This is a genomic window from Streptomyces sp. NBC_00390 (assembly GCF_036057275.1).
Lineage (GTDB): Bacteria > Actinomycetota > Actinomycetes > Streptomycetales > Streptomycetaceae > Streptomyces.
The window spans coordinates 4,065,891-4,090,530 of the sequence record NZ_CP107945.1 but is presented as its reverse complement, the minus strand read 5'-3'; the positions used below and the strand labels follow the sequence as shown (position 1 = coordinate 4,090,530).

At 70.9% G+C, this 24,640-nt stretch carries 18 protein-coding genes; 9 read left to right on the top strand and 9 right to left on the bottom strand.

Annotated elements, in window-relative coordinates; translation table 11 throughout:
* Positions 1-71: 71 nt before the first annotated feature.
* Positions 72-845, bottom strand: a complete 774-nt coding sequence (locus OHS70_RS17750) for a hypothetical protein (protein WP_328398646.1) — start codon at positions 843-845, stop codon at positions 72-74.
* A gap of 86 nt (positions 846-931) precedes the next feature.
* Positions 932-2,758, bottom strand: coding sequence for an acyl-CoA dehydrogenase (locus tag OHS70_RS17745; RefSeq protein ID WP_328405698.1), 1,827 nt, complete (start codon positions 2,756-2,758; stop codon positions 932-934).
* Positions 2,759-2,905: 147 nt separating this feature from the next.
* On the opposite strand from OHS70_RS17745, the gene OHS70_RS17740 reads away from it, so the two are divergent.
* The 3 genes from OHS70_RS17740 (at position 2,906) to OHS70_RS17730 (ending at position 5,650) form a co-directional block, all read left to right on the top strand.
* A complete protein-coding gene (locus OHS70_RS17740; RefSeq protein WP_328398644.1) occupies positions 2,906-3,355 on the top strand; it encodes an SseB family protein in 450 nt (149 codons plus the stop codon).
* A gap of 162 nt (positions 3,356-3,517) precedes the next feature.
* Entirely contained in the window at positions 3,518-4,474 is a 957-nt protein-coding gene (locus OHS70_RS17735; protein ID WP_328398642.1) for a pirin family protein, read from the top strand.
* A gap of 87 nt (positions 4,475-4,561) precedes the next feature.
* Complete coding sequence (locus OHS70_RS17730) at positions 4,562-5,650, top strand: AI-2E family transporter (RefSeq protein ID WP_328398640.1); 1,089 nt, start codon at positions 4,562-4,564, stop codon at positions 5,648-5,650.
* On the opposite strand, the gene OHS70_RS17725 is transcribed toward OHS70_RS17730, so the two are convergent.
* A complete protein-coding gene (locus tag OHS70_RS17725) occupies positions 5,590-7,704 on the bottom strand; it encodes an ATP-binding SpoIIE family protein phosphatase (protein WP_328398638.1) in 2,115 nt (704 codons plus the stop codon). The two genes, OHS70_RS17730 and OHS70_RS17725, sit on opposite strands and share 61 nt — an antisense overlap.
* A 138-nt stretch (positions 7,705-7,842) precedes the next feature.
* On the opposite strand from OHS70_RS17725, the gene aspS reads away from it, so the two are divergent.
* Both aspS and OHS70_RS17715 read left to right on the top strand, forming a co-directional pair.
* Complete coding sequence (gene aspS, locus OHS70_RS17720; protein WP_328398636.1) at positions 7,843-9,609, top strand: aspartate--tRNA ligase; 1,767 nt, start codon at positions 7,843-7,845, stop codon at positions 9,607-9,609.
* Between the two features lie 411 nt (positions 9,610-10,020).
* On the top strand, positions 10,021-10,791 hold the full coding sequence (locus OHS70_RS17715) for a L,D-transpeptidase family protein (protein WP_328398634.1): 771 nt from the start codon (positions 10,021-10,023) through the stop codon (positions 10,789-10,791).
* A gap of 17 nt (positions 10,792-10,808) precedes the next feature.
* Here the strand turns inward: OHS70_RS17715 and OHS70_RS17710 are convergent, their stop codons facing one another.
* Complete coding sequence (locus OHS70_RS17710; protein WP_328398632.1) at positions 10,809-11,246, bottom strand: hypothetical protein; 438 nt, start codon at positions 11,244-11,246, stop codon at positions 10,809-10,811.
* An 89-nt stretch (positions 11,247-11,335) separates the two neighbouring features.
* Positions 11,336-12,946: a methionine--tRNA ligase gene (gene metG / locus OHS70_RS17705; RefSeq protein ID WP_328398630.1), complete on the bottom strand. Its 1,611-nt coding sequence runs from the start codon at positions 12,944-12,946 to the stop codon at positions 11,336-11,338.
* A gap of 169 nt (positions 12,947-13,115) precedes the next feature.
* On the opposite strand from metG, the gene OHS70_RS17700 reads away from it, so the two are divergent.
* Entirely contained in the window at positions 13,116-13,769 is a 654-nt protein-coding gene (locus OHS70_RS17700; RefSeq protein WP_328398628.1) for a response regulator transcription factor, read from the top strand.
* Positions 13,766-14,875 carry a sensor histidine kinase gene (locus tag OHS70_RS17695; RefSeq protein WP_328398626.1) on the top strand — a complete coding sequence of 370 codons (1,110 nt, stop codon included), beginning with the start codon at positions 13,766-13,768 and terminating at the stop codon, positions 14,873-14,875. The genes OHS70_RS17700 and OHS70_RS17695 overlap by 4 nt, the downstream gene beginning before the upstream one ends.
* On the opposite strand, the gene OHS70_RS17690 is transcribed toward OHS70_RS17695, so the two are convergent.
* Positions 14,872-16,890: a VWA domain-containing protein gene (locus tag OHS70_RS17690; protein WP_328398624.1), complete on the bottom strand. Its 2,019-nt coding sequence runs from the start codon at positions 16,888-16,890 to the stop codon at positions 14,872-14,874. The genes OHS70_RS17695 and OHS70_RS17690 overlap by 4 nt on opposite strands.
* 307 nt (positions 16,891-17,197) lie before the next feature.
* Here OHS70_RS17690 and OHS70_RS17685 point away from each other — a divergent pair, with 307 nt between their 5' ends.
* Entirely contained in the window at positions 17,198-19,249 is a 2,052-nt protein-coding gene (locus tag OHS70_RS17685) for a PhoX family protein (protein ID WP_328398622.1), read from the top strand.
* Between the two features lie 19 nt (positions 19,250-19,268).
* On the opposite strand, the gene OHS70_RS17680 is transcribed toward OHS70_RS17685, so the two are convergent.
* Both OHS70_RS17680 and OHS70_RS17675 read right to left on the bottom strand, forming a co-directional pair.
* Positions 19,269-20,234, bottom strand: coding sequence for a hypothetical protein (locus OHS70_RS17680; RefSeq protein WP_328398620.1), 966 nt, complete (start codon positions 20,232-20,234; stop codon positions 19,269-19,271).
* A gap of 97 nt (positions 20,235-20,331) precedes the next feature.
* On the bottom strand, positions 20,332-21,810 hold the full coding sequence (locus OHS70_RS17675) for an APC family permease (RefSeq protein WP_328398618.1): 1,479 nt from the start codon (positions 21,808-21,810) through the stop codon (positions 20,332-20,334).
* Between the two features lie 229 nt (positions 21,811-22,039).
* Between OHS70_RS17675 and OHS70_RS17670 the strand changes: the two genes are divergently transcribed.
* On the top strand, positions 22,040-22,447 hold the full coding sequence (locus OHS70_RS17670) for an RNA-binding S4 domain-containing protein (protein WP_328398616.1): 408 nt from the start codon (positions 22,040-22,042) through the stop codon (positions 22,445-22,447).
* A gap of 185 nt (positions 22,448-22,632) precedes the next feature.
* On the opposite strand, the gene OHS70_RS17665 is transcribed toward OHS70_RS17670, so the two are convergent.
* Positions 22,633-24,606, bottom strand: a complete 1,974-nt coding sequence (locus OHS70_RS17665; RefSeq protein WP_328398614.1) for an FUSC family protein — start codon at positions 24,604-24,606, stop codon at positions 22,633-22,635.
* Between the last annotated feature and the right edge of the window lie 34 nt (positions 24,607-24,640).

The following is a 24,640-nucleotide window of genomic DNA, read 5'->3' as shown; positions in this document are numbered from 1 at the left end:
GGGCGGGTGTGGTCGGCGGCGCGCCGGCCCTCCCCCTGGGCCTGCCACGGGATGCCACCGGCCGCTCGGGGTCAGCCGGCGAAGTGTGCCGAGGGCGCCCGGCCTCGCTCCGCCTGCTGCGCGCGCTCGGCGAGCAGTGTGGCGAGTGCCTTGAGGCGGTCGTCGGTGACGGTCGTGGGGGTGTCTGCGGCGGTGCTGCTCATCGCGGAGCCGGTCTTTGCGGTGTCGTTGTTTGCAGTGGTGCTCTTCGCAGTGTCGCCTGCCGTGGTGCTGAGCCACAGGAGGGTGGCGCCGACCCTGATCTGCGCGACGGTCACGGGGCCGCTGCGGCCGTCGGGGGAACCGCGCCGGGCCGTGCGTTCCTGGCCCACGGCGCCGATGCTCACCTTGTCCGGCTGGACCCCGACGCCGCGGCCGAACCAGTCCCAGAGGATGTCGTAACCGTTCTCGGCGGATCTCTCGTCGTCGTACGCGATCAGCCAGAAGTCGACTTCGGTCCCGGTGGCGGGGTCGGTGAAGGCCGCCGTACCGCGGAACCGGGCGCCGTCGCAGCCTTTTCTGTGCGTCTTGGGGCAGATGTCCTGGCCGGCGTCGCCGTCCATGGGGACGATCGCCGGTTCGACACGGGGCTCGTGGCCGGGCATGGCGGCGGCGTCGGGGAGCACCGCGCGGGCCTGCTTCCCGGTGAGGGGCTCGGCGGATCCGGCGGCGGCTCCCACAGTGGCCGGGCCGTCACTGTCACTGTCCGGGCCGCCGCAGCCGGTGAGCAGCACCGCTGCCGCGAGCGTGGTGGTGACGGCGGTCCTGGCCACTGCCGACCGCCCCATTGCGGTTCGCTGAGTCATGTCGTAGCCCCCTTCGGCCCGGCCGAATCATAGAGGCGGCCCGCCCTCCGGAGGAGAGCGGGCCGCTTCACGGACGGGAAGGGTGGCTAGAAAGCAGCCTCGTCCAGGTCCATCAGGGAGGCGTCGACGGTCTCGGCGAGCGCGCGCTCGACGGAGACGCCCGGCAGGACGTTGGCGGCGAAGAACTTCGCGGCCGCGATCTTGCCCTGGTAGAACGGCACGTCCTTGGCGGAGGCGGTCTCCAGCTTCTCCGCCGCCACGGCCGCGCCGCGCAGCAGCAGGTAGGCGACGACCACGTCACCGGAGGCCATCAGCAGGCGGGTGGTGTTGAGACCGACCTTGTAGATGTTCTTGACGTCGTCGCCGGTGGCGATGAGGTCGTTCGTCATCGTGCCGACGATCGCCTCCAGGTCGACCGCCGCCTTGGCGAGCGCGTCGCGGGCGCCGGCCAGCTCCTCGCCGCCGGTGCCGACCGCCAGGAACTTCTTGATCTCCTCGGAGAGGGTGTTCAGCGCCTGGCCCTGGTCACGGACGATCTTCCGGAAGAAGTAGTCCTGGCCCTGGATGGCGGTGGTGCCCTCGTAGAGGGTGTCGATCTTCGCGTCCCGGATGTACTGCTCGACCGGGTACTCCTGCAGGTAGCCGGAGCCGCCGAAGGTCTGCAGCGACTGGGCCAGCTGCTCGTACGACTTCTCGGAGCCGTAGCCCTTCACGATCGGCAGCAGCAGGTCGTTCAGCGCGACGAGGGACTTGGCGTCCTCGCCGGCGGCCTCCTTGACGGCGATCTCGTCCTGGACGGACGCGGTGTAGAGCACCAGGGCGCGCATGCCCTCGGCGTACGCCTTCTGCGTCATCAGGGAGCGGCGGACGTCCGGGTGGTGCGTGATGGTGACCTTGGGCGCGCTCTTGTCCGCGAAGTTCACCAGGTCCTGGCCCTGGACACGCTCCTTGGCGTACTCCAGCGCGTTCAGGTAGCCGGTGGAGAGGGTGGCGATGGCCTTCGTGCCGACCATCATCCGGGCGAATTCGATGATCATGAACATCTGGCGGATGCCGTCGTGCTTGTCGCCGATCAGCCACCCCTTGGCGGGGTGCTGGTCGCCGAACGTCATCTCGCAGGTGTTGGAGGCCTTGAGGCCCATCTTGTGCTCGACGTTCGTGGCGTACACGCCGTTGCGCTCGCCCAGCTCGCCGGTCTCCCAGTCGAAGTGGAACTTCGGGACGAGGAAGAGCGACAGGCCCTTGGTGCCGGGACCGGCGCCCTCGGGGCGGGCCAGCACGTAGTGAAGGATGTTCTCCTCCATGTCGTGCTCACCGGAGGTGATGAAGCGCTTCACGCCCTCGATGTGCCAGGAGCCGTCCTCCTGCTGGACGGCCTTGGTGCGGCCGGCGCCGACGTCCGAGCCGGCGTCCGGCTCGGTGAGGACCATGGTGGAGCCCCAGCGCTTGTCGACCGCGATCTGGGCGACCTTCTTCTGGGCCTCGTTGCCCTCCGTGAAGAGGATGCCGGCGAACGCCGGGCCGGAGGAGTACATCCAGATGGCCGGGTTCGAGCCGAGCAGCAGCTCCGCGTAGGACCACACGAGGGAGCGCGGCGAGGTGGTGCCGCCGATCTCCTCCGGCAGGCCCAGACGCCAGTACTCGGAGTCCATGAAGGCCTTGTAGCTCTTCTTGAAGCTCTCCGGGACGGGCGCCGTGTTGGTGGCGGGGTCGAACACCGGAGGGTTGCGGTCGGCGTCCGCGAAGGACTCGGCCAGCTCGTTCTCGGCGAGGCGGGCTATCTCCTCGAGGATCGACTTGGCGGTCTCGACGTCCATCTCCCCGAACGGGCCGGTGCCGTACAGCTTGTCGCGCCCGAGGACCTCGAAGAGGTTGAACTCGATGTCGCGGAGATTCGACTTGTAGTGCCCCATGGCGACGGCTCCGTAAGGATCGGAAACGGATTTCTCATCCACGTACCAGTAAGTAGCTCTGATGATGCTACCCGCCGGTAATAAGACGCAACCCCTGTAGGGGGATCTGTGACACGGCTCGCTGCCGGGCTCGTTACCCTTGCGGACATGTACGGCTACGACCAGACCCCGGGCGCGCAGCAGCAGTACGTGCCCCAGCAGCCCTCCTACGGGGAGCAGCCGCTGTATCCCGAGCCGTCGCCGCCGTCCCTGGCAGACGCGGTGCGGGCCTTCACCACCGGGTCGCTGTCCGCGGAGGACTTCCAGCAGATCTTCGCCACCTCGAAGGTCTACTGCCCGCGTGGCGACAATCCCGGATTCCTGGCGCTGCACAACACACAACAGCCGGTCATCCCGATGTTCACGACGCTCAAGGAACTACGCCGGTACGCCGGCAAGGAGTCCAAGTACTTCGTGATCACCGGCGCCGAGGTGATCGACCTCCTGCCGACAGGGTATGGCTTCGTCCTCGACATGGAGGGTGACCACCGGATGGTGTTCGACGCGAAGGCCGTGGAGCAGATGGTCGACTTCGCGATGCGGCGGATGTACGGCTAGATCCGTTGCTTCACCGACGGTCGAGCATCACTGCTCGCAGGCGGCCTGATCGTCGCCGCCTGCGGGGTGTGCGCCCGGGAGGAATACCTCCCGGGCGTTTCTGCGTTCCGGTGGCCAGAAGTTCAGTTTTCAACTAAACTGGCCGTACAAGGAGGCCCCGTCATGCCTGCAGTGACTGTCGAGAACCCGCTCACCCTGCCGCGCGTCGCCGCGCCCGCCGATGCGGTCCAGCGGCCCGTGCTTGCCGTCACCACGGCGCCCAGTGGATTCGAGGGGGAGGGATTCCCCGTGCGGCGCGCGTTCGCGGGGATCAACTACCAGTACCTCGACCCGTTCATCATGATGGACCAGATGGGCGAGGTGGACTACGCGCCGGGTGAGCCGAAAGGGACGCCCTGGCACCCGCACCGTGGCTTCGAGACCGTCACGTACCTGATCGACGGAACGTTCGTTCATCAGGACAGCAACGGCGGCGGCGGAACCATCCAGAACGGCGACACCCAGTGGATGACCGCAGGAAGCGGTCTGCTGCACATCGAGGCGCCGCCGGAGGAGCTCGTCGTCTCGGGCGGGCTCTTCCACGGACTCCAGCTGTGGGTGAACCTGCCCGCGAGCGACAAGATGATGGACCCCCGGTACCAGGACATCCGCGGCGGCCAGGTCCAGCTGCTGACCTCGCCGGACGGCGGTGCGCTGCTGCGCGTCATCGCCGGTGAGCTCGACGGGCACCAGGGCCCCGGCATCACCCACACCCCGATCACGATGATCCACGCGACGCTGCGTCCGGGGGCGCAGATCTCCCTGCCCTGGCGTGAGGACTTCAACGGTCTGGCGTACGTGCTCGCCGGCCGCGGCGCGGTCGGCGACGAGCGGCGGCCCGTCCACATGGGTCAGACCGCGGTGTTCGGCGGCGGCGGCGCGCTGACGGTGTGGGCGGACAGCGCCCAGAACGGTTCGCACACCGGTGATCTGGAGGTCGTCCTGCTGGGTGGACTGCCGATCCGGGAGCCGATGGCCCACTACGGCCCGTTCGTGATGAACAGCCACGCCGAGCTGAAGCAGGCCTTCGAGGACTTCCAGGCGGGACGGCTCGGGACCGTCCCGGTCTCCCGGGCCTGAGGGCGTACCGCCCCCGCTTCTGACGGACCGTCACCCGAGTGCGGCCCTGGGCGGGACACGGCGGGTACGGCGTGGTCACGTAGGGGCGTGGAGTCCTCCAAGCCCCTCCTGCCCGAGCCCGCGCGGCGCGTGGGCGCATGGTGCGCCCTCGCGCTGCTCGTAGCCGGGGTGATCACGGTCGGGGTCTGGCTGGTCGTCAGGTTCGAGTCGGTCGTGACACCCGTGCTGCTCGCGATTCTCGGGACCGCGCTGCTCGGGCCGTTGTACCGGCGGCTGGTGAGGATGAAGGTCAATCGCTCCCTGGCCGCGGGGCTGACCTGTGTCGCGGTGCTCGCGGTCGTCGGCGGGGCGACGTACATCGTCGTCGCCGCGCTGATCGAGAGCGGCGACGAGATCGTCACCGCGCTGCGGCAGGCTGCCAAGGGGATCGGTGAACACTTCGGCGCCGCCGGAAGCTCGCTGGACGATCTCGCCGCCAACTCGAAGAACCTGCTGGAGAAGTTCGGCGCCACCGCCGCCAGCGGCGTGCTCACCGGGCTGAGCGTGGTGGGGCAGATGATCGCCTCCGCCGTCCTGGCGCTGCTGCTGATCTTCTTCTTCCTGCGGGACTCGCACCGGGTCTCCGGCGCGCTGCGCTCGCTCGCCCCGCGCAGCACCGGGGACGCCCTGGAGGCCATGGGGCGCCGGGCCTTCGAAGCGGTCGAGGGTTTCATGCGCGGGACGACGTTCATCGCCCTCATCGACGCCGTGTGCATCACCGTCGGGCTGCTGATCCTGCGGGTGCCCGGTGCGGTGGGGCTCGGGGCTCTGGTCTTCGTCGGCGCCTACATCCCGTATCTCGGTGCGTTCCTGTCCGGCGCGGTCGCGATCCTGGTCGCCCTCGCCGAGCGCGGCTGGGTGATCGCGCTGTGGGCGCTGGGGGTGGTGCTGGCCGTGCAGGTGCTGGAGGGACACGTGCTGCAGCCGATGATCCAGAGCCGTACGGTCCAGATGCACCCTGCAGTAGTGATGCTGGCGATCACCGCGGGAGCATCGGTGGCCGGGATTCTCGGGATGCTGCTGGCGGTGCCGGTCACGGCGGCCGCGTTCGGTGTGCTGGGTGAGCTGCGGGCCCGCTACGGCTCCGGGGACGCGGGCCCGTCCGGCTCCGTCCCCTCCGGCGTGAAGGGCTCGTAGAGCTCGAACCAGATCGACTTGCCCTCGCCCCGCGGATCCACGCCCCACGCGTCCGCGAGCATCTCCATCAGCAGCAGCCCGCGCCCCGACGAAGCCATCTCGCCGGGCCGCCGCCGGTGCGGCAGATCGTCGCTCGCGTCGGCGACCTCCACGCGCAGCCGCCGCGTGTGATCCGATGAGGTCACCTCTGCGACCAGCAGGGCATTGCCGTCGGTGTGGACGAGCACATTGGTGAGCATCTCGGAGACCATCAGCACCGCGGCGTCGATCTGCTCCTCGTCCGACCAGTCGTGCAGCAGCTCCCGCAGCTGCCGGCGGACGCCGGAGATCCGTTCCGGCTGGGCCTGGGCGACGCTCATCGCGGTGCGCCGCGGGGCCCTCGGCGACGGCGTGCCATGCCGGGTGAGCAGCAGCAGCGCGATGTCGTCCTCGCGCCGGTCCGCCAGCGGCCCGGTCGTGTGGTGCGAGGTCGGCCCGTGCACGGCCTGGACGAGGGTGTCGGCGAGCTCCTCCAGGGGACGGCCGGCGTTCTGGTGGAGGACATCGCGGACCCTTGCCCAGCCGGTGTCGAGGTCGTGCCCGCCGGTTTCGAGAAGACCGTCCGTACAGACCATCAGCGTCTCGCCGGGCTCGAGCACCAGCCGGGTCGTCGGATAGTCGGTGTCCCGGTCGATGCCGAGCGGCAGTCCACCCTCGGTGGGGCGTATCAGGACGGTGCCGTCGGCGGTGATGACGGCCGGTTCGGGGTGGCCGGCGCGGGCCGTCTCGACGAGGCCGGTGACCGGGTCGACCTCCAGGTACAGACAGGTCGCGAAACGGGAGCCGGTCCGGTCGTCGGTTGCGTGGGCGTCCGTGATGCCGTGCAGGAAGCGGGAGGCGCGGGAGAGAACGGCGTCGGGCCGGTGGCCTTCGGACGCGTAGGCGCGCAGCGCGACGCGCAGCTGGCCCATGAGCCCGGCGGCGCGTACGTCGTGGCCCTGGACATCGCCGATGACCAGGGCGAAGTGCCCGGACGGCAGCGGGATCACGTCGTACCAGTCGCCCCCGACCTGGAGCCCGCCGCCGGTCGGTACATACCGTGCGGCCAGCGCCATGCCGGCGATCTCCGGGCCGGTCGTCGGCATCATGGCGCGCTGCAGGCCGAGCGAGAGCTCCCGTTCGGACTCGGCGACACCCGCGCGGGCCAGGGCCTGGGCGAGCATCCTGGCGACGGTGGTGAGCACGGAGCGCTCGTCGGCGGAGAAGGCGACGGGGTGCCGGAAGGCCGCCATCCAGGCGCCGATGGTGCGCCCGGCGACGATCAGCGGCAGAAAGGCCCAGGACTGGCGGCCGAAGCGCTGGGCGAGCGGCCAGGCGACGGGGTAGCGGCGGCGGTACTCGTCCGGCGTGGGCAGATAGATCGCCTGGCCGGTACGGACCACGTCGACGGCCGGGTACTCGGTGTCCAGCGTCATCTGGGAGAAGGGGGAATCGTCTCCCACGTTGTGCCCGTGGTGGCCGATGATCGTCAGCCGTTCGCCGGCCACGCCGAAGACGGCGAGGCCGTCCGGGGAGAACCCGGGCATGGACAGGGACGCGGCCACGCGCAGCACCTCGGAGGTGGAGCGGGCCTCGGCGAGCGCCCGCCCGGCGTCCAGCAGGAATGCCTCGCGGGAACGCCGCCAGTCGCCGGTGACGGGTGCCTGGGCCGCGCCCGCGCTGGGTTGCGGTTCGCTGATCTCCTGGAAGGTGCCGAACAGCGAGAGGGTCTCACCGTCGAGGACGGGTTTGCAGCGGCTGCGGACGGTGCGCAGCACGCGGCCGCCCTCGTCCACGACCCGAAGCCGGGCCTCCGCGAGGGTGCCTTCGGCGAGTGCGAGCGTGATGACGCCGTTGATCTCGCTCCAGTCGAGGGGGTGGAACCGCGAGCGCACGGCGGACGTCGGGTACGTGGCGGGCTCGTCGGGCAGCTCGAGCAGCCGAGCGGCCTCGGCGTCGAGGGTGACCGTCCCGGACTCGTTGTCCCAGCGCCACATGCCGGTCGCGATCGCGGCCAGAACGTCCTCGGTGCGCATTGCCTCACTTTATTCCGATCTTCTTTGTTTTGACCTGCCGGAATGGTGGCGTGTATATGGCAAAGAAGCGGACGGGAGCCGGGCGGTAACCTTGACGGGCCCGGCCACTCCCGAATCCCCAAGACTGGATGAACGACGATGCATCGGTACAGGTCCCACACCTGCGGCGAGCTCCGCGCCTCTGACGTCTCCGCCGACGTCCGGCTGAGCGGCTGGCTGCACAATCGCCGAGACCTGGGCGGCATCCTCTTCATCGATCTGCGTGACCACTACGGCATCACGCAGCTCGTCGCCCGCCCCGGCACCGCCGCCTACGAGGCACTCGACAAGCTGAACAAGGAGTCGGTCGTCCGCATCGACGGCCAGGTCGTCTCGCGCGGCGCCGAGAACATCAACCCCGACCTGCCCACCGGCGAGGTCGAGGTCGAGGTCGCGGCGGTCGAGGTGCTGGGCGCGTCGCAGCAGCTGCCGTTCCAGATCAACACCGACGACGGTGTGGGTGAGGAGCGCCGCCTCGAGTACCGCTTCCTCGACCTGCGCCGCGAGCGCATGCACCGCAACATCATGCTGCGCACGGCGATCATCCGCTTCATCCGCGAAGAGATGACGTCCCTCGGCTTCAACGAACTGGCGACCCCGATCCTGACCGCGACGTCCCCCGAGGGCGCGCGCGACTTCGTGGTGCCCTCCCGGCTGAACCCCGGCAAGTTCTACGCGCTGCCGCAGGCCCCGCAGCAGTTCAAGCAGCTGCTGATGATCTCGGGCTTCGACCGCTACTTCCAGATCGCGCCCTGCTTCCGCGACGAGGACGCCCGCGCCGACCGTTCGCCGGGCGAGTTCTACCAGCTCGACGTCGAGATGAGCTTCGTCGAGCAGGAGGACGTCTTCCAGCCGATCGAGAAGCTGATGACCGACCTCTTCGAGGAGTTCGGCAACGGCCGGCACGTCACCTCGCCGTTCCCGCGCATCCCCTTCCGCGAGTCGATGCTCAAGTACGGAAACGACAAGCCGGACCTGCGCGCCCAGCTGGAGCTCGTCGACATCACGGACGTCTTCGAGGGCTCGGAGTTCAAGGCCTTCGCGGGCAAGCACGTGCGCGCGCTGCCGGTGCCGGACACCGCCTCGCAGCCGCGGAAGTTCTTCGACGGCCTCGGCGACTTCGCCGTCGAGCACGGCGCGAAGGGCCTTGCCTGGGTGCGCGTCGGCGAGGACGGTTCGCTGACCGGCCCGATCGCCAAGTTCCTCACCGAGGAGAACGTCAAGGTCCTCACCGAGCGTCTCTCGCTCGCGCCCGGCCACGCGATCTTCTTCGGCGCCGGCGACTTCGACGAAGTCTCCAAGATCATGGGCGCCGTCCGGGTCGAGGCCGCCAAGCGCGCCGGTCACTTCGAGGAGAACGTCTTCCGGTTCTGCTGGATCGTCGACTTCCCGATGTACGAGAAGGACGAGGAGAGCGGGAAGATCGACTTCTCGCACAACCCGTTCTCGATGCCGCAGGGCGGCCTGGAGGCCCTGCAGACCCAGGACCCGCTGGACATCCTGGGCTGGCAGTACGACATCGTCTGCAACGGCGTCGAGCTGTCCTCCGGTGCCATCCGGAACCACGAGCCCGAGATCATGTTCAAGGCGTTCGAGATCGCGGGCTACACCAAGGAGACCGTCGAGCGCGAGTTCGCGGGCATGCTGCGCGCGTTCCAGTTCGGCGCCCCGCCGCACGGCGGCATCGCCCCGGGCGTGGACCGTATCGTGATGCTGCTGGCCGACGAGCCGAACATCCGCGAGACGATCGCCTTCCCGCTCAACGGCAACGCGCAGGACCTGATGATGGGCGCGCCGACCGAGCTGGAGGAGGCGCGGCTGCGCGAGCTGAACATCGCGCTGCGCAAGCCGGTCGCGGACAAGTAGCAGTGAACGCCGAGGGCCCCCGGACCGGAAGGTCGGGGGCCCTCGGCGTTCCCGGGAAGTCACAGGCGCGGGCCGGTTGCGGGGTCCTTCTTCTGCGGCTCCCGGCGTCCTGGGAGACGCTGGGGATGCCGGCAGGAGACAGACCCCGCACCGGTGGTACCGGACCGGGCACGGCCCCGCGTACACCGGGCATCCGAGGCGGGAGAGGGGACGAGGGCCTGATCGGCGGCCCCCGGGAGCGGGACGCGGCCGTCCTCACCCGCCGCGGCACCGCCAAGGATGCCGGGCCCGCCGGTCGCCGGCGCCCGGCGCGTGCTCGAGCGAACGGGGCCGCCGCGGACGCCGTCCCCCGCGTACACCGAAGCAGCAGACGAGTCCCCGCGGCTCCGGGACGGAAAGGCCGCCTTCCCGATGTTTCTCCGCAGCAGGACCGTCCCGGCCGCCGCACTGCTGTGTGCCGGGGCGTTCCTCGCCGGCTGTGCGGGGCCGGAACCTCAGGACCGGACACCGGCGGCGCCGGGCACGACCACGCATGGCGATGCCAAGACCCGCACCGATGCGCCCCTGCCCGAGCCGCAGCTCGCGCGGGCGAAGGAGATCCCCGCCGTCGGCGCCGGGACCCGCTCCGAGATCCCCGCCGGCACGCGCCAGGCCCTGGTGGTCCGAGGTGATACGGCCGACGCCAACCGGGCCACCGCCGTGCTCTACGAACGCGACCCCCGGCGCGGCTGGGAGCCCGTGTCCGCTCCCTGGCCCGCGCGCAACGCGCTGCGCGGCTGGACCGACGACCACCGGGAGGGCGATCTGCGCTCGCCGGTCGGGGTGTTCGGTCTCACCGACGCGGGCGGCCGGCTGCCCGACCCGGGCACCCGGCTCCCGTACGACCGCGGGCCCGGGTTCAAGCTCTCCGGCACGGGCTTCGAGGGCGAGTCGCTCGCGGGCTCCTTCGACCATGTCGTGGCCGTCAACTACAACCGCAGACCGGGAACCACCCCGCTGGACCGGACCCGGCCGCTCGGGGCGGGCAAGGGCGGCGGAATCTGGATCCATGTGGACCACGGCGGCCCCACACAAGGCTGCATCTCGCTGCCGCGCGACCGGATGAAGGAACTGCTGCGCAGACTGGACCCGGCGCTGGAGCCCGTGGTGGTGATGGGGGACAGCGCGGCGCTGGGCCGCTGAGCCCGACCGGGCCTGACTCAGACGAGGCGGGACAGCGTGGTGGCGCCGAGCCGGCGGGCCCCCGACACGAGATCCTCGAGGTCCGGTTCCGGGAGATCCACCCAGGCGATGCGCTCGTTCTCGACGGTCGTGATGACGAGTTTCCCGCCGAGCACGGCCTCGCAGCCGATGGTCCGGTGGGCGAGGAGGGCGAAGCAGGCGACGCCGGAGCCGGTGGTCAGATCGAGTGGTACGGCCATCCACGGGTCACCGCGGCGCCGGCCGCCTCCCGCCGCATCGTGGTCGGTCCGCGCGGCCTGCCGCATCCCGGCGAAGAGACGGTTCGCCTCCGGGTCGCTGATCTCGAAGTCGGCGTACAGGTCGATCACTGCCGAGGCGCCGATCCTCCCGAGGTGCCGGGCCACCGCACCGAGAAAGATCTCCATGTCGGCGTCGGTCTGTGAGGTGAACTTCACGCGGTTTCCTTGGAGAGTTGCCCCGCGAGAGCGCGAGGGCCCGCGACCGTGTGGTCCCGGGCCCTCTCAGCTGCGTACGGGCGCAGTGGTCACTGCTCCTTCTTCGGCTCCTCCAGACGCGGGAACAGCACCGCGCCCTTCGTCACCGTCGTGCCGGCCGGGAGCCTGCCCCACTCGCCCGCCTCCTGGACCCTCTGGTCCACGAGCGCGCCCAGCGAGGCCTCGGCTCCCAGGGAGTCCCAGAGCTTCTGGGAGGTCTCCGGCATGATCGCGTTCAGCAGGACCGCGACGGCCCGCAGCGACTCCGCGGCGGTGTACAGGATCGTCGCGAGACGGGCCTGGCCCTCGGCGGAATCGTCCTTGGCGACCTTCCACGGCTCCTGCTCCGTGATGTAGCCGTTGACCTGCTTCACGTACTCGAAGACCGCCAGGATGCCGCCCTGGAAGTCCAGCTCCTCGCCGATCTTCCGGTCGGCTTCGGCGACCGCCTTGGCCAGTCCCTCGTGGACCGCCTTCTCGGCCTCGCCGTCGGCCGCGGAGGCCGGCAGCGCACCGTCGAAGTACTTGCCGACCATCGCCGCGACACGTGAGGCGAGGTTGCCGTAGTCGTTGGCCAGCTCGGAGGTGTACCGGGCGGTGAAGTCCTCCCAGGAGAACGAACCGTCCTGGCCGAACGCGATCGCGCGCAGGAAGTACCAGCGGTAGGCGTCCACACCGAAGTGCGAGGTCAGGTCCTGCGGCTTGATGCCGGTCAGGTTCGACTTCGACATCTTCTCGCCGCCGACCATCAGCCAGCCGTTGCACGCGACCCTGCCGGGCACCGGCAGGTCGTTCGCCATCAGCATCGCGGGCCAGATGATCGCGTGGAAGCGCAGGATGTCCTTGCCGATCAGGTGCACGTTCGCCGGGAACGTCTCCTGGAACTTCTCCGGGTTCTCGTTGTAGCCGACGGCCGTCGCGTAGTTCAGGAGGGCGTCGATCCACACGTAGATGACGTGCTTGGGGTCCCACGGGACCGGGACGCCCCAGTCGAAGGTCGAGCGCGAGATCGACAGGTCCTGCAGCCCCTGCTTGACGAAGTTCAGTACCTCGTTGCGGGCCGACTCGGGCTGGATGAAGCCGGGGTTGGCCTGGTAGAACTCCAGCAGCTTCGGGCCGTACTCGCTCAGCTTGAAGAAGTAGTTCTCCTCCTTGAGGATCTCCACCGGCTTCTTGTGGATCGGGCACAGCTTGGTGCCGTCCTCGGCCTCGATGAGGTCGCCGGGGAGCTTGTACTCCTCACAGCCCACGCAGTACGGGCCTTCGTACCCGCCCTTGTAGATCTCGCCCTTGTCGTACAGGTCCTGCACGAACTCCTGCACACGGTCGGTGTGCCGCTTCTCCGTCGTACGGATGAAGTCGTCGTTCGCGATGTTCAGGTGCTCCCAGAGGGGCTTCCATGCCTCCTCCACGAGCTTGTCGCACCACTCCTGGGGCGTGACGCTGTTCGCCTCGGCAGTGCGCATGATCTTCTGACCGTGCTCGTCCGTGCCGGTGAGGTACCACACCTTCTCGCCACGCTGACGGTGCCAGCGTGTGAGCACGTCGCCTGCGACGGTCGTGTAGGCGTGGCCCAGGTGAGGAGCGTCGTTGACGTAGTAAATGGGGGTCGAGACGTAGTACGCCTTCGCCCCCTGCTTCTCGGATCCAGTGGCCGCCATGGTCGAAATCCTATCGGCCCTCGGAAGATCTACTCACACGCATAAATCGCGGGCGGGCGGAAGGGCGGACGCGCGGACGGTGGAGACGTCCGCGAAACATCCCCTCGGGTAGAAACACGCATCCTGGGAGGGAGCAGGGCGGGGTGCGGGCGAGGGAGGGGACGACGGGATGCGGGTACTGGTCGCCGAGGACGAGGAGGTCCTGGCCGAGCTGGTCGCCACCGGGCTGCGGCGGGCCGGATTCGCCGTCGACACGGTCTACGGCGGGGACGCGGCCCTCGCGTATCTGGGGCTGTACGACTACGACGTCGTCGTCCTCGACCGCGATCTGCCGCGCGTCCACGGTGACGAGGTGGCGCGGCGCCTCGTCGCGCAAGGCTGCCGCACCCGGATCCTGATGCTCACGGCCGCATCCGCCATGGAAGACCGGGTGGCGGGGCTCGACCTGGGCGCCGACGACTACCTGGGCAAGCCGTTCGACTTCCCCGAGCTGGTCTCGCGGGTGCGGGCGCTGCGGCGGCGCAGCGCCCGGCCCGTACCTCCGCTGCTGGAACGGCACGGGGTGCGGCTCGACACCGTACGCAGGTCGGCCGAGCGGGACGGCCGGGAGCTGGACCTGTCGCCGAAGGAGTTCGCCGTGCTGCAGATCCTGCTGGAGGCGGACGGGGCCACCGTCTCGGCGGAGGAACTGCTGGAACGCGCCTGGGACGCGCACGCGGACCCGTTCACCGGCGCGGTCCGGGTCTGTATGAGCAAGCTGCGGGCCAAGCTCGGGGCGCCTGCGCTGATCCGGACCGTGCAAGGTGTGGGGTACGGGCTGTGATCGGCCCGGGCTCGACGATCCGGACCCGGATCGCCCTTGTCTACGGCGGGGTGTTCCTGGTCCTCGGAACATGTCTGCTCGGCATCGTGAACCTGCTCTCCAGAGCCGGTACCGAGGCCGGGGTCGCGGAGATCAGGGCGCGGGCCGTCCCGGCCGTCGCCGACGTGCGCGGAGCCACCCTCGTGCAGCTGACCGACGACGTCCAGGACGTGGCGGGACAGCAGATGCTGATCTGGTCGGCGTTCGCGCTGCTCGGTACGGCCCTGTGCGCGGTCGTGGTCGGGTGGTGGACGGCAGGACGCGTGCTGCGGCCGGTGCACACGATGACGGCACAGGCGCGGCGGCTTTCGGAGGGGGATCTGACCGGCCTCCCTCAGGACGGAGTCTGGGGGAGGATCGCGGCGAGCGGCCCCGACGACGAGCTGAAGCAGCTGGGGGACACGTTCGACGCGCTGCTCGCGCGGCTGGAGGCGGCCTTCGACAGCCAGCGCCGCTTCATCGCGAACGCGTCGCACGAGCTGCGCACGCCGCTGGCGACGCAGCGCACGGCGATCCAGGTGGGGCTGGACGAGGCGGCTTCGGCCGAGGAGCTCGTCGCGGTCAGGCAGGTGCTGCTGGACAGCAACCGGCGCAGTGAGCGGCTCATCGACGGGCTGCTGATGCTGGCGCGCGGCGAACGGGGGCCGGCGGAGCGGGAGGACGTCGACCTGGGTGAGGTCGTGGCCGAGGAATGCGCCCGGCGGGACGTGGATGTCTCGGTGTCGTCGGCCGGTGTCGTACGCGGCGACCGGGTGCTGCTCGCCCAGCTGACGGGGAACCTGCTGGCGAACGCGCTCGCCTACAACGTGCCGGGCGGGACGGTGGACGTGGCCGTGGCGAGCGGGGTCCTGACGATCCGCAACACGGGGCCGGTCGTCGACGCGGCGGACATCCCCGGCCTGTTCGAACCCTTCCGGCGGGGGGAGGGCCGGGACCGGACGGGGCGCGGGGCAGGGCTCGGCCTGTCGATCGTCCGGTCGGTCGCGCAGGCCCACGGCGGGACGGTGACGGCCGAGCCGGGCCCGGAGGGCGGCTTGACCGTCACCGTTGTACTGCCGGTGATCTAACGCCGCCAGGCCGCCAGGAGACCCTCGAACAGCTCGGCGTCCGGGAGCTCGCGGGGCGCGGGGCCGGCGTGGAAGAACGCGGCGTTGCCGGCCTGGAGCTTGCGCAGGTAGTCGAAGGCCTTGGCGTCGTGCTCGCCGAACGCCACGAACTGCCAGAAGACGGGCTTGTCCGCGGCCCCGGCGAGCGCGGCGGTGGCCGCGGTCTTGGACTCGGGCGCGCCGTCGGTCTGGAAGATCACGAACGCGGGGGCGTCAGTGTCCGCCTTGGCGTGCAGGGCCAGCACCTCCTCGACGGCGAGGTGGTAGTTGGTCCGCCCCATGCGGCCGAGACCGGCGTGCAGCTCGTCGATACGGCCGTCGAAGGCGTCCAGGGTCAGCTCGCCGGTGCCGTCGATCTCGGTCGAGAAGAAGACGACGTCGACACGGGCGTCCTCACCGAGGTGCGCGGCGAGCGCGAGAGCCTGCTCACCGAGGTGCTGGGCGCTGCCGTCCTTGAAGAACGGCCGCATGGACCCGGACCGGTCCAGTACGAGGTACACACGGGCCCGGACCCCGCTGAGGCCCTGCTTCTCGAGGGCGGTCCCGGCGGCCGTGAAGGCACCGACGAGCCGGGGCGCCCGGTCCTTGACGTTCGCGGCGGGGAGCGCGGGCTTCCCCTCGGCGGCGTCGTCCGTGGCGGGGGTGCCGGACTCCGGCTGTGCGGCGGGGGCGGCCGCGGCCGGGACGAGCTCGGCGTCGTCGGCCGCCGCGACGGGCCGGTCCTCCGGCTCGGAGGCCGTGTCCGCCTCGGGCTCGGCCTCGTCGGCGACGACGTCAGCGGTGGCCGGCCGGGTCTCGGTCGCGTCGCCCGCGGCGTCCGTGGCATCCGCGGGCTCCGTCACAGGGGTGACTTCGCCGGCGACGGGCTCGGAGGCGGTGACCTCCGGCTCCGGCTGCGCGGCCGTGTCCGAGTCCGCCTCGGCGACAACGGCTGCGACGGGCTCGGCCACAGCGGCTTCGTCCTGCGCGGTCGTCTCCGCGGTGCCGGTTTCCTCGGCCTGGACGGCCTCGGCAGGCGCTTGGTCCTGCGTGGTCGCCTCCGCCTCGAGCGGCTCGCTCGCGACGACCTCGGCGGTCGCCGGGCTCTCGGCCTCCGGCTCGGTCGCCGAGGACTCCTCGGGCGTCTCCACGACGCCCTCGGCGGTACCGGCCTCGTCAGCAGTCGCCTCAACCGGCTCGACAGCAGCTTCTGCCTCGTCGGCGTCGGCAGAAACCTCGGCTGTACCGGCCCCGGCCTTCTCCTCGTCGGCCTTGTCGGCCTCGGCCTCAGCGATGCCGGTCTCGGCAACGGCCTCCGGCTCGGCGGCCGCGGTCTCGGCCTTGTCGGCCTCCGGCTCGGCGGCCACCGCGTCAGCGGCCACCGGCTCGATGGCCTTGTCGCCCTCAACGGTGTCGGCCTCAGCGGTCTCAACGGCCTGCGGCTCGTCGGCAACGACCTGGGCCTCGGCCTCAGCGATATCGGCCTCGGCAACGGCCTGCGGCTCGGCGGCCTCGGTCTCGGCCTTGTCGGCCTCTGGCTCGGCGGCCTCCGCCTCAGCGGCCACCGGCTCGATGGCCTTGTCGCCCTCGGCGGTGTCGGCCTCAGCGGTCTCAACGGCCTGCGGCTCGGCGGCCTCGGTCTCGGCCTTGTCGGCCTCTGGCTCGGCGGCCACCGCGTCAACGGCCTGCGGCTCGACGGCCTCGGCAGCCTCCGCCTCAGCGGTCTCCGCCTCGGCCGGCTTCGGTGATGCCGTCGACTGTGACGGGACCGATGCCGGGCGCAAGCGCGGGGTCGGGTTGTCGAACGCGGCGGAGACCAGGTCCGCGGCCCGGTCCTCCGTCCGGTCCTCCGCCGTCGACGGTGCGGTCGACTGCGACGGCACGGTAGGCGTGGCCGGTTCTGAGCGTTCGGTCTGGGGCGGAACGGAGGTTGCCGCCGACCCGTTGCTCTCACGGTCGCGACCGAACACCTTGCGCAGCAAACTCCGGATACCCATGGGCGAGGCCTTTCGCATGACGTGGGTGCGGTGATTGTCCGCCCCTGCGCCGGCAACTGTGGCCAGGGCGGACACGTAAGGTTAGCCGCCGCCCCGCGCGGGTTCCGGGAGGGGCGCCCTGCTGTCACACGGGCGCCACGCCCTTGCGTCGTCGCCACACCCCGACCACGCCCCAACCGCGCCTCGTCCGCGCCGCATTCATCCCGCGTTCACTTCATGGCTGCCGCTGGGCAGACGTATGCAAATAGCGTCTCGGCCGGAAACATTCCGGCACCATGTCGGCGCAGGTGCGCCGAAGGAGGACGAAGTGCGCAAACTGCTGCCGCTGTTGAACACGAATCCGCACGGAGGCGGACGTTCCGCCCTCACCTGCCGCTACCGGTGCGGTGACGCCTGCTTCCACGAGGTGCCCAACACGAGTGACAACGAGTACGTCGGCGACGTCATAGCGAGCGCGCTGTCCCGGCGTTCGATGATGCGTGCCGCTGCGGTCGTGACCGTCGCCGCCGCGGCCGGTGGCGCCGTCGTCGCCCAGGGTGCGGCCCCCGCCGCGGCCACCCCCGGCCACGGCCAGGGCCACGGGACGACCTCCGACGGCGCCCGCGGCCTGCGCTTCGCGCCCGTCGCGCCGAACAAGGACGACAAGGTCACCGTCCCCGCGGGCTACGAGCAGAGCGTCGTCATCCGCTGGGGTGAACCGATCCTCCGGGGCGCGCCCGCCTTCGACCCGGACAACCAGACCGCGCGTGCGCAGGCCGGCCAGTTCGGGTACAACAACGACTTCCTGAGCCTGCTGCCCCTCCGCGGCGAGCACGGCCGGCAGGTCCTCGTGGCGAACCACGAGTACACCGACGAGATTCTGATGTTCAAGGGGTACGACCCCGCCAACCCGACCCGCGAGCAGGTCGAGATCGCCTGGGCCGCACACGGTCTGTCCGTCGTCGTGGTGCAGGAGCACCACCGCAGCGGCAAGCTCACGCCCGTCACCCGTCACCCGCTCAACCGCCGTCTGACGGCGACCAGCGAGTTCAAGCTCACCGGCCCGGCCGCGGGCAGCGACCTGGTGAAGACGTCGGCCGACCCGACCGGCACCAGGGTGCTCGGCACGCTGAACAACTGCGCGGGCGGCACCACCCCGTGGGGCACCACGCTGCACGGCGAGGAGAACTTCAACCAGTACTTCGCCAACGGCTCCAGCGCGACCGACAAGCGCTACGGCATCGGCAGCGCCGCCACCGAGCGCAAGTGGGAGCGTTTCGACAAGCGCTTCGACGTCGCCCAGGAGCCCAACGAGCCGCACCGCCACGGCTGGGTCGTCGAGCTCGACCCGTACGACCCGCAGTCCACGCCCCGCAAGCGCACCGCGCTGGGCCGCTTCAAGCACGAGGCCGCGCAGCCCCGCCTCACCGACGACGGCCGTCCGGTCGTCTACATGGGCGACGACGAGCGCTTCGACTACTTCTACAAGTTCGTCTCGTCGAAGCGGATGAAGAAGGGCAGCAGCCGCGCCGCCCGCGAGCACAACCTCACGCTGCTCGACGAGGGCACGCTGTACGTCGCCAAGCTGACCGGCGACAGCCCGCAGGACATCGACGGCACGGGCAAGCTCCCGAACGACGGCGAGTTCGACGGCAGCGGCCAGTGGATCCCGCTCGCCACCGGCAATGTCTCGCATGTCCCCGGCATGACCGCCGAGGAGGTGTACGTCTTCACCCGCCTCGCCGGTGACAAGGTCGGCGCCACCAAGATGGACCGCCCCGAGGACGTCGAGCCGTCCCCGCGCAGCGGCCGGGTGTACGTGGCACTCACCAACAACACCGACCGCGGCAAGCCCGGCAAGGCGGGCGCGGACGAGGCCAACCCGCGCAACCTGAACAAGCACGGCCAGATCCTGGAGCTCGCCGAACACTGGGACGACCCGGCGGGCGACGGCTTCGCCTGGCGGCTGTTCCTGGTCGCGGGCGACCCGGAAGACCCCGCCACCTACTTCGCGGGCTACCCCAAGGAGAAGGTCAGCCCGATCTCCTGCCCGGACAACGTCGCCTTCGACCCGCACGGCAACCTGTGGATCTCGACGGACGGCAGCCAGCTCGGCTCGCACGACGGCCTGTTCGGCGTGGCGACCCGTGGCGAGCGGCGCGGAGAGCTCAAGCAGTTCCTGACCGTGCCGGCCGGCGCCGAGACCTGCGGTCCGATCATCCAGGACCGCCGGGTGATCGTCGCCGTGCAGCACCCGGGCGAGATCGACGGCGCGTCCGTCGAGAAGCCCGCGAGCGTGTGGCCCGACGGCCCGGGCAAGATCGTCCGCCCGTCGGTCGTCGCCGTCTGGCGCAAGGACGGCTGCGACATCGGCGTCTGATCCTGAGGCGGATCCGGTTTCACGAGGTGGCGCCCACCTGTGCGCGCCACCTCGTGAACTGTTCCGCGGGATCGCCCGTGTACGACCAGGGGACCAGCGCCGCCCGTGGTCCCAGCAACTGGAACAGGCCGCGTGCCTCCGTCGTCAGTCCCGCGTAACAGGCGGCGTGCACCAGATAGTTGAGCTGACCGACCTCCTCGGGTTCTACCGGGGCGTCCGGGCGCCCGAGCACCCAGCGCTGCCAGGTGCGCCGTATCTCCACGATCGCGAGTTCGTGCTTCCAGTGCTGGTCGAAACCGCGCACCGGACGGCCCTGTGCTGAAGCGGCGATATGGCGGTACTCCTCCACCCGGGCGATCTGCACCAGCACCGGCAGCGGTGACCCGGGCGGTGATGCGCCCGCCGCGTCCCGCGCGAAGTCGTACATCCTGCCGTGGGTGCCGTGCCAGCGCGCCGAGTGATAGCGCAGCAACTGCACATGGCCCTCGAGGTTGTCCGGGTCACGCCGGCGCATCTCGTCCCACCAGCGCCGCAGTTCGCGCCGTGGCACCCCGTCCTCGTACAGCCGGGCCACCGTCAGCAGCGACACCCAGGGCATGGGGTCAGCGGGGTGGGCGGTGGTCGCGGCGAGGCAGGCCCGTACGGTGGCGTCGAGGCGCGCACGCTCCACACCGCCGGCCTGACCGGCTCCCGCGGAGATCGCCCGGTGGAAGACCCGTACGACCTCCGTGGCCGCGCGCAGCACCGCCGCGTCGGGGCTCGCGGGCTCGGCGGCCTGCCAGCTCTCCGCCGTCGACGATCCCGCAGCGGCGTGGGCGAGCAGCCGCACCCGGTGGGTGCGCAGCGCCCAGTCGCTTCCGGTGTCGCCCAGCAGGTCGCGGATGCCCTGCCACCGGCCGATAACGATGTCATGCAGGGTGTCGGACAGGGGCCGGTCGCCGTGGGCAGGGTCGAAATCGGGTGTGAAGCGGCGGCGTGCGGCCATCTGCGGCTCTTCTTTCGGTGTGCTCGGCGTTTTCCTCGGTGGTCCGGCCGGAGGGTCGGTCCGGTCGGAAGGTCGGTCCGGTCAGGAGGTCGGTAAGTCAGAAGTCCGTGGCCAGGGCCCGGTCCGCGTAGTCCTGCCCGGGGGGCGGCGGGCTCCCGCCGAGGCTCTGCCAGGTGACGGCATGGGTCGCGTCCAGCCGGCCGGCCGGCCGGTAGTACCGACTGCCCTGCCGCCGGTACCTGATCAGCGGCACCAGCCCTGCGGCGAGTCCGCCGACCCCGATCACGATGGACGCCGCGCTCAGTTCGCCCAGCGACTCGAAGAGGATCCACAGCATGAACAGCGCACCGAGCAGGGGCCAGGCCCCGCCGAGCACGAAGTCGCGTACGGACGTCAGCAGCGTCCTGCGGTACGCCACGACCGCGGCGATCCCGGCCAGCCCGTAGTAGAACGCGATCTGCAGGCCGATGGCGGCGACCGCTGCGGCCAGCACATCGCCGACCGATCCGAGGGCCATGGACGCCGCGAACATCACGACCGCCACCACGCCGACGACGGCGACGGCGGCCCAGGGGGTGTTCCAGCGACGGTGCACCCGGCCGAGCACGGCGGGCATCGTACGGTCGCGCCCCATCGCGAACAGGGAGCGCGTCACCTGGATCAAGGTGGTCTCCAGGGTGGCGACAGTCGACAGCAGTACCGCTATGACCAGCAGTTTTCCGCCGATTCCGGGCCAGATGGCCTCGCCCAGCGCACCCAGGACGTTCGATCCCGCCGCCTTGATCTGCGCGGTGGAGAGGGTCATGTTCACGGCGACCGTGAACGCCTCGAAGAGGAGAAAGACGACGCCGACGCCGATGAGCGAGGCGAGTCCGGCGGTGCGGCGGCTGTTGCGGGTCTCCTCGCTGAGGTTGCCGGTCACGTCCCAACCCCAGTAGTAGAACGTGGCGATCAGCGCGCCGGAGGCGAACCCGGCCGTCCCTTCGAAGTGGGAGAAGCCGAACCAGGACCAGTCGAAGGCCAGTTGACCGCCGCCCACCAGCAGCGCGGCGCCGATGAACAGCAACAGGATCGACAACTCGAAGCCGGTCAGCAGCAGTTGGGCCCGCACTGTGAGGCGTGTGCCGCCCAGGACGATCAGCAGCATCGTCAGGAACCAGCCGGCGCCGGCCAGCGTGGCCAGGGTGGGGTTCTCGGCGAGGGACGCGTCGAAGAGGGAGAGCGTGAGCGCACCGGCCGGGAGCGAGCCCGCCACCATGAAGATCGTCGTCGACACGACCAGGGCCCAGCCGGAGAGGAAGCCGAGGAAGGGGTGGAGGGTCCGGCCCACCCAGGAGTAGCCGGCGCCGGCGTTGACATCGAGCCGGCCGAGTCTGCCGTAGGCGAGGACGATGCCGAGCATGGGTATCGCGCAGTACAGCAGTGCGGCCGGACCTGCGAGACCGACGGTGGCGAGAAGTACGGAGGTGGTGGCCGCGATCGAGTAGGCAGGGGCGCTGCCCGCGACCGCCATGACGGTGGTGTCGAACGTCCCGAGGACATTGGGCCGAAGCCCTCTGCCGGAGCTGCTGTGCATGGAAATCTCCGAATGCCCTTGTACTGCGCGATGTGTGACGGCACATCAGAAGCGAACGCCCGGGTACGGAGAAATGCGCCCCTCCGTAAAGGGAGATCGTGCGCATCGTAGTCGGATGTGTGCGCTGTGGTGAGGGGGGTTGCGCCTGACCGGCGGCCTGAGGCGGACAGGCCGCCGGGCGCGGGAAAACCCTGAGGCCCAGCGGACCGGGGAGTCGTAGAGTCGGGTCATGGCTTCAGAAGGATCGCCCTTGTCGGACGAGGGGTCCGTACGGGTCGACGCATGGATCTGGTCCGTACGGCTCACCAAGACACGCTCGCAGGCCGCAGCCGCCTGCCGCGCGGGCCATGTGCGCATCAACGGCGAGCGGGTCAAGCCCGCGCAGTCCGTGCGGGCCGGCGACCAGGTGCGGGTGTTCCACGCGGGGCGTGAGCGGCTGGTCGTCGTCTCGAAGATCGTGCGCAAGCGCGTGGGCCCGCCGGTCGCCGTGCAGTGCTACGTGGACAACAGCCCGCCGCCCCCGCCGAAGGAGTTCACGGCACCGGCTGCGGTACGGGACCGGGGCGCGGGCCGCCCGACCAAGCGGGACCGGCGTGAGCTGGAGCGCCTGTACGGTCTGGGCCGGCCCAAGCCGTAGTCCTGCGGGCGGCCGCGCCGACCGAGGCGAAGAACGCCGCCGGTTCGTGCGGCCGTGCATCGGCGCCGGGCACGTCGCCCCCGTCGGCCGTGGCCCTGTTCCATCCCGCCCGCTCGGCCTCGCTCATGCGGCCGGGTTGCGCCGGGGCGCCCTGACCACGGGCTCCGGCGCCCTGGCCTCGCAGGTCACGACCGCGGCTCGGGAGAGGCGATCGCCCGGGCCGCCCGTACCTCCTGGCGCAGGGGCTCCAGTACCCCCTCCTCGTCGCCCGGAAGTTCCGCCCTGACCTCGACCAGCACCTCGGACTCCCGCAGGCCCTCCGCCAGCTCGCGCACCTGCCGCTCGATCCCGGCGACCTCCGAGGCGGCCGGCGGCTTCGCCCCGTGGTCGACACGGACCCGGGCCGCCGTCGTCGCGTCCACGATCCGCTCGGTGGCCACGACCAGCGGCCACCATGCGGCGGCCCGTGCGCCGGTCGGCGGCGGCTCGGTCAGGGCGCGCTGGAACTCCGACCGTACGGACGACAGATCCCGGTACAGGCGTCTGCGCCTGCGTACCCGCTCCGCCTGGTCATGGGCGTGGCCGTCGCCGCTCCCGGGGGTCCCGAACGCGCACAGCACATAGCTCGCGGTGTCCTCCACGGCCGCCGCCAGCCGGTCGCCGATCCGGGTGTGCCAGCTCTCCGGCCACAGCAGATAGCCCGCCACCAGCGCGATCGCACAGCCGACGAGACTGTCCGCGAGCCGCGGCAGCACGAGATGGAAACCCTGCTGGTTGAGGATGTCGGACAGCATAAGGATCACCGGGGTGATCGCTGCGGTCTGGAAGGCGTACCCCTTCGCCGAGAACGCCGGGATCAGCGCCGCCAGCACCATCATCACCGGTACGTCCCAGCCCCCGCGCGGCACCAGCGCCAGCACGGCCGCGGCGACGAGCAGCCCGGCCGCGGTCCCCAGCGCACGCAGCACCGCGCGGGAGAACACCGAGCCGAAGTCCGGTTTGAGTACGAAGGTGACGGTGAGCGCGACCCAGTACGAACGGGGCACCACCACCAGCGACACCAGCGCCTGCGCGAGCCCGATGCACAGCGCGAGACGCAGCCCGTAGCGCCAGGACGGCTCGCAGAACAGGACGTCGCGGAACGCACGCCGGGCCCTGATGCGCAGCGACGCCGGCCGGCCGAGCCGGTCGTCCACGTTCGTCAGGTCGTGGTCGGTCTGGTGCACGACCACGGACGCATGGCGCACCGCCGAGTCCACCGCGCGGTCGGCCGGCCCTTCGGGAGGGGGCAGTACCAGCGGGGGAGCCGTACGCCGCCCTTGGGCGACGGAGTCCGCCAGCTCCCTTACCGCCGCGGCGATCTCGGGCCGTCGTGAGGCCCGTCCGTAGCGGTGCGCCGCGGCAGCCGCCTCGACCAGGGGGATGACCACATTGAGCTGGGCGAGCAGTTCCACGAGCGGGCCGCGCCGTCCGTGCTCGCGGGCCCGCCGGGCGAGGATCAGGTCGTAGGCGGTGTCGAGGGACTGGGTGACCTCCTGACGCCGCTCGTCGTACGCCACCGTGCCCGCCGCCGCCAGCAGGCCGGCGACGCTGCGGTAGGTCTCGGCGACCGCCGCCTGTTCCGGCGCGCGCCCGCGCCACGGCCAGGCCAGCAAGCTCAGGAAGAGCACGAACAGCCCGCCCAGACCGAGCAGCACCGGCGGCCGCCACCACGGGCCCGGCATGGGCAGACCGGCCCCCACCACGGCGTTCAGCAGAAGCAGCAGCCCGGACACGGACGCGACCGCGCCGATTGACGAGATCATCCCGGAGATCAGAGCGACCACGGTCAGCACGCCGACGGCGGCCCAGCCCTCCCCGTACACCAGCGTGCCGACGGTGACGCCGGCCATGCCGAAGAGCTGGGGGACCGCGATGGTGAGTATCCGCATCCGGTAGGCGACGGCGGTGTCGCTGATCACCCCGGACAGGGCGCCCATCGACACCAGCGCCCCGTACTCGGGCCGGCCGACGGCGAGTCCGACGGCGAGCGGGGCGGCGAGTGCGACCGCCGCCCGGCCGGCGGCCGCCTTCGGGACGGGCGTGGGCTGCGGGCGCAGGCTGCGCAGCAGCCACTCGGGCGGCGCGAAGCGCGCCGTGCCGCCCTCGCGTTCTCCCATGGTCATCAGCAGATCTCGGACAGGCCGTGCGGCG

Bases quoted from the DNA above. Each gene is read 5' to 3' on its own strand.
- OHS70_RS17750 (WP_328398646.1), bottom strand. From the start codon at position 845: ATGACTCAGCGAACCGCAATGGGGCGGTCGGCAGTGGCCAGGACCGCC.
- OHS70_RS17745 (WP_328405698.1), bottom strand. From the start codon at position 2,758: ATGGGGCACTACAAGTCGAATCTCCGCGACATCGAGTTCAACCTCTTC.
- OHS70_RS17740 (WP_328398644.1), top strand. From the start codon at position 2,906: ATGTACGGCTACGACCAGACCCCGGGCGCGCAGCAGCAGTACGTGCCC.
- OHS70_RS17735 (WP_328398642.1), top strand. From the start codon at position 3,518: ATGCCTGCAGTGACTGTCGAGAACCCGCTCACCCTGCCGCGCGTCGCC.
- OHS70_RS17725 (WP_328398638.1), bottom strand. From the start codon at position 7,704: ATGCGCACCGAGGACGTTCTGGCCGCGATCGCGACCGGCATGTGGCGC.
- aspS (WP_328398636.1), top strand. From the start codon at position 7,843: ATGCATCGGTACAGGTCCCACACCTGCGGCGAGCTCCGCGCCTCTGAC.
- OHS70_RS17715 (WP_328398634.1), top strand. From the start codon at position 10,021: ATGTTTCTCCGCAGCAGGACCGTCCCGGCCGCCGCACTGCTGTGTGCC.
- metG (WP_328398630.1), bottom strand. From the start codon at position 12,946: ATGGCGGCCACTGGATCCGAGAAGCAGGGGGCGAAGGCGTACTACGTC.
- OHS70_RS17700 (WP_328398628.1), top strand. From the start codon at position 13,116: ATGCGGGTACTGGTCGCCGAGGACGAGGAGGTCCTGGCCGAGCTGGTC.
- OHS70_RS17690 (WP_328398624.1), bottom strand. From the start codon at position 16,890: ATGGGTATCCGGAGTTTGCTGCGCAAGGTGTTCGGTCGCGACCGTGAG.
- OHS70_RS17680 (WP_328398620.1), bottom strand. From the start codon at position 20,234: ATGGCCGCACGCCGCCGCTTCACACCCGATTTCGACCCTGCCCACGGC.
- OHS70_RS17675 (WP_328398618.1), bottom strand. From the start codon at position 21,810: ATGCACAGCAGCTCCGGCAGAGGGCTTCGGCCCAATGTCCTCGGGACG.
- OHS70_RS17670 (WP_328398616.1), top strand. From the start codon at position 22,040: ATGGCTTCAGAAGGATCGCCCTTGTCGGACGAGGGGTCCGTACGGGTC.
- OHS70_RS17665 (WP_328398614.1), bottom strand. From the start codon at position 24,606: ATGGGAGAACGCGAGGGCGGCACGGCGCGCTTCGCGCCGCCCGAGTGG.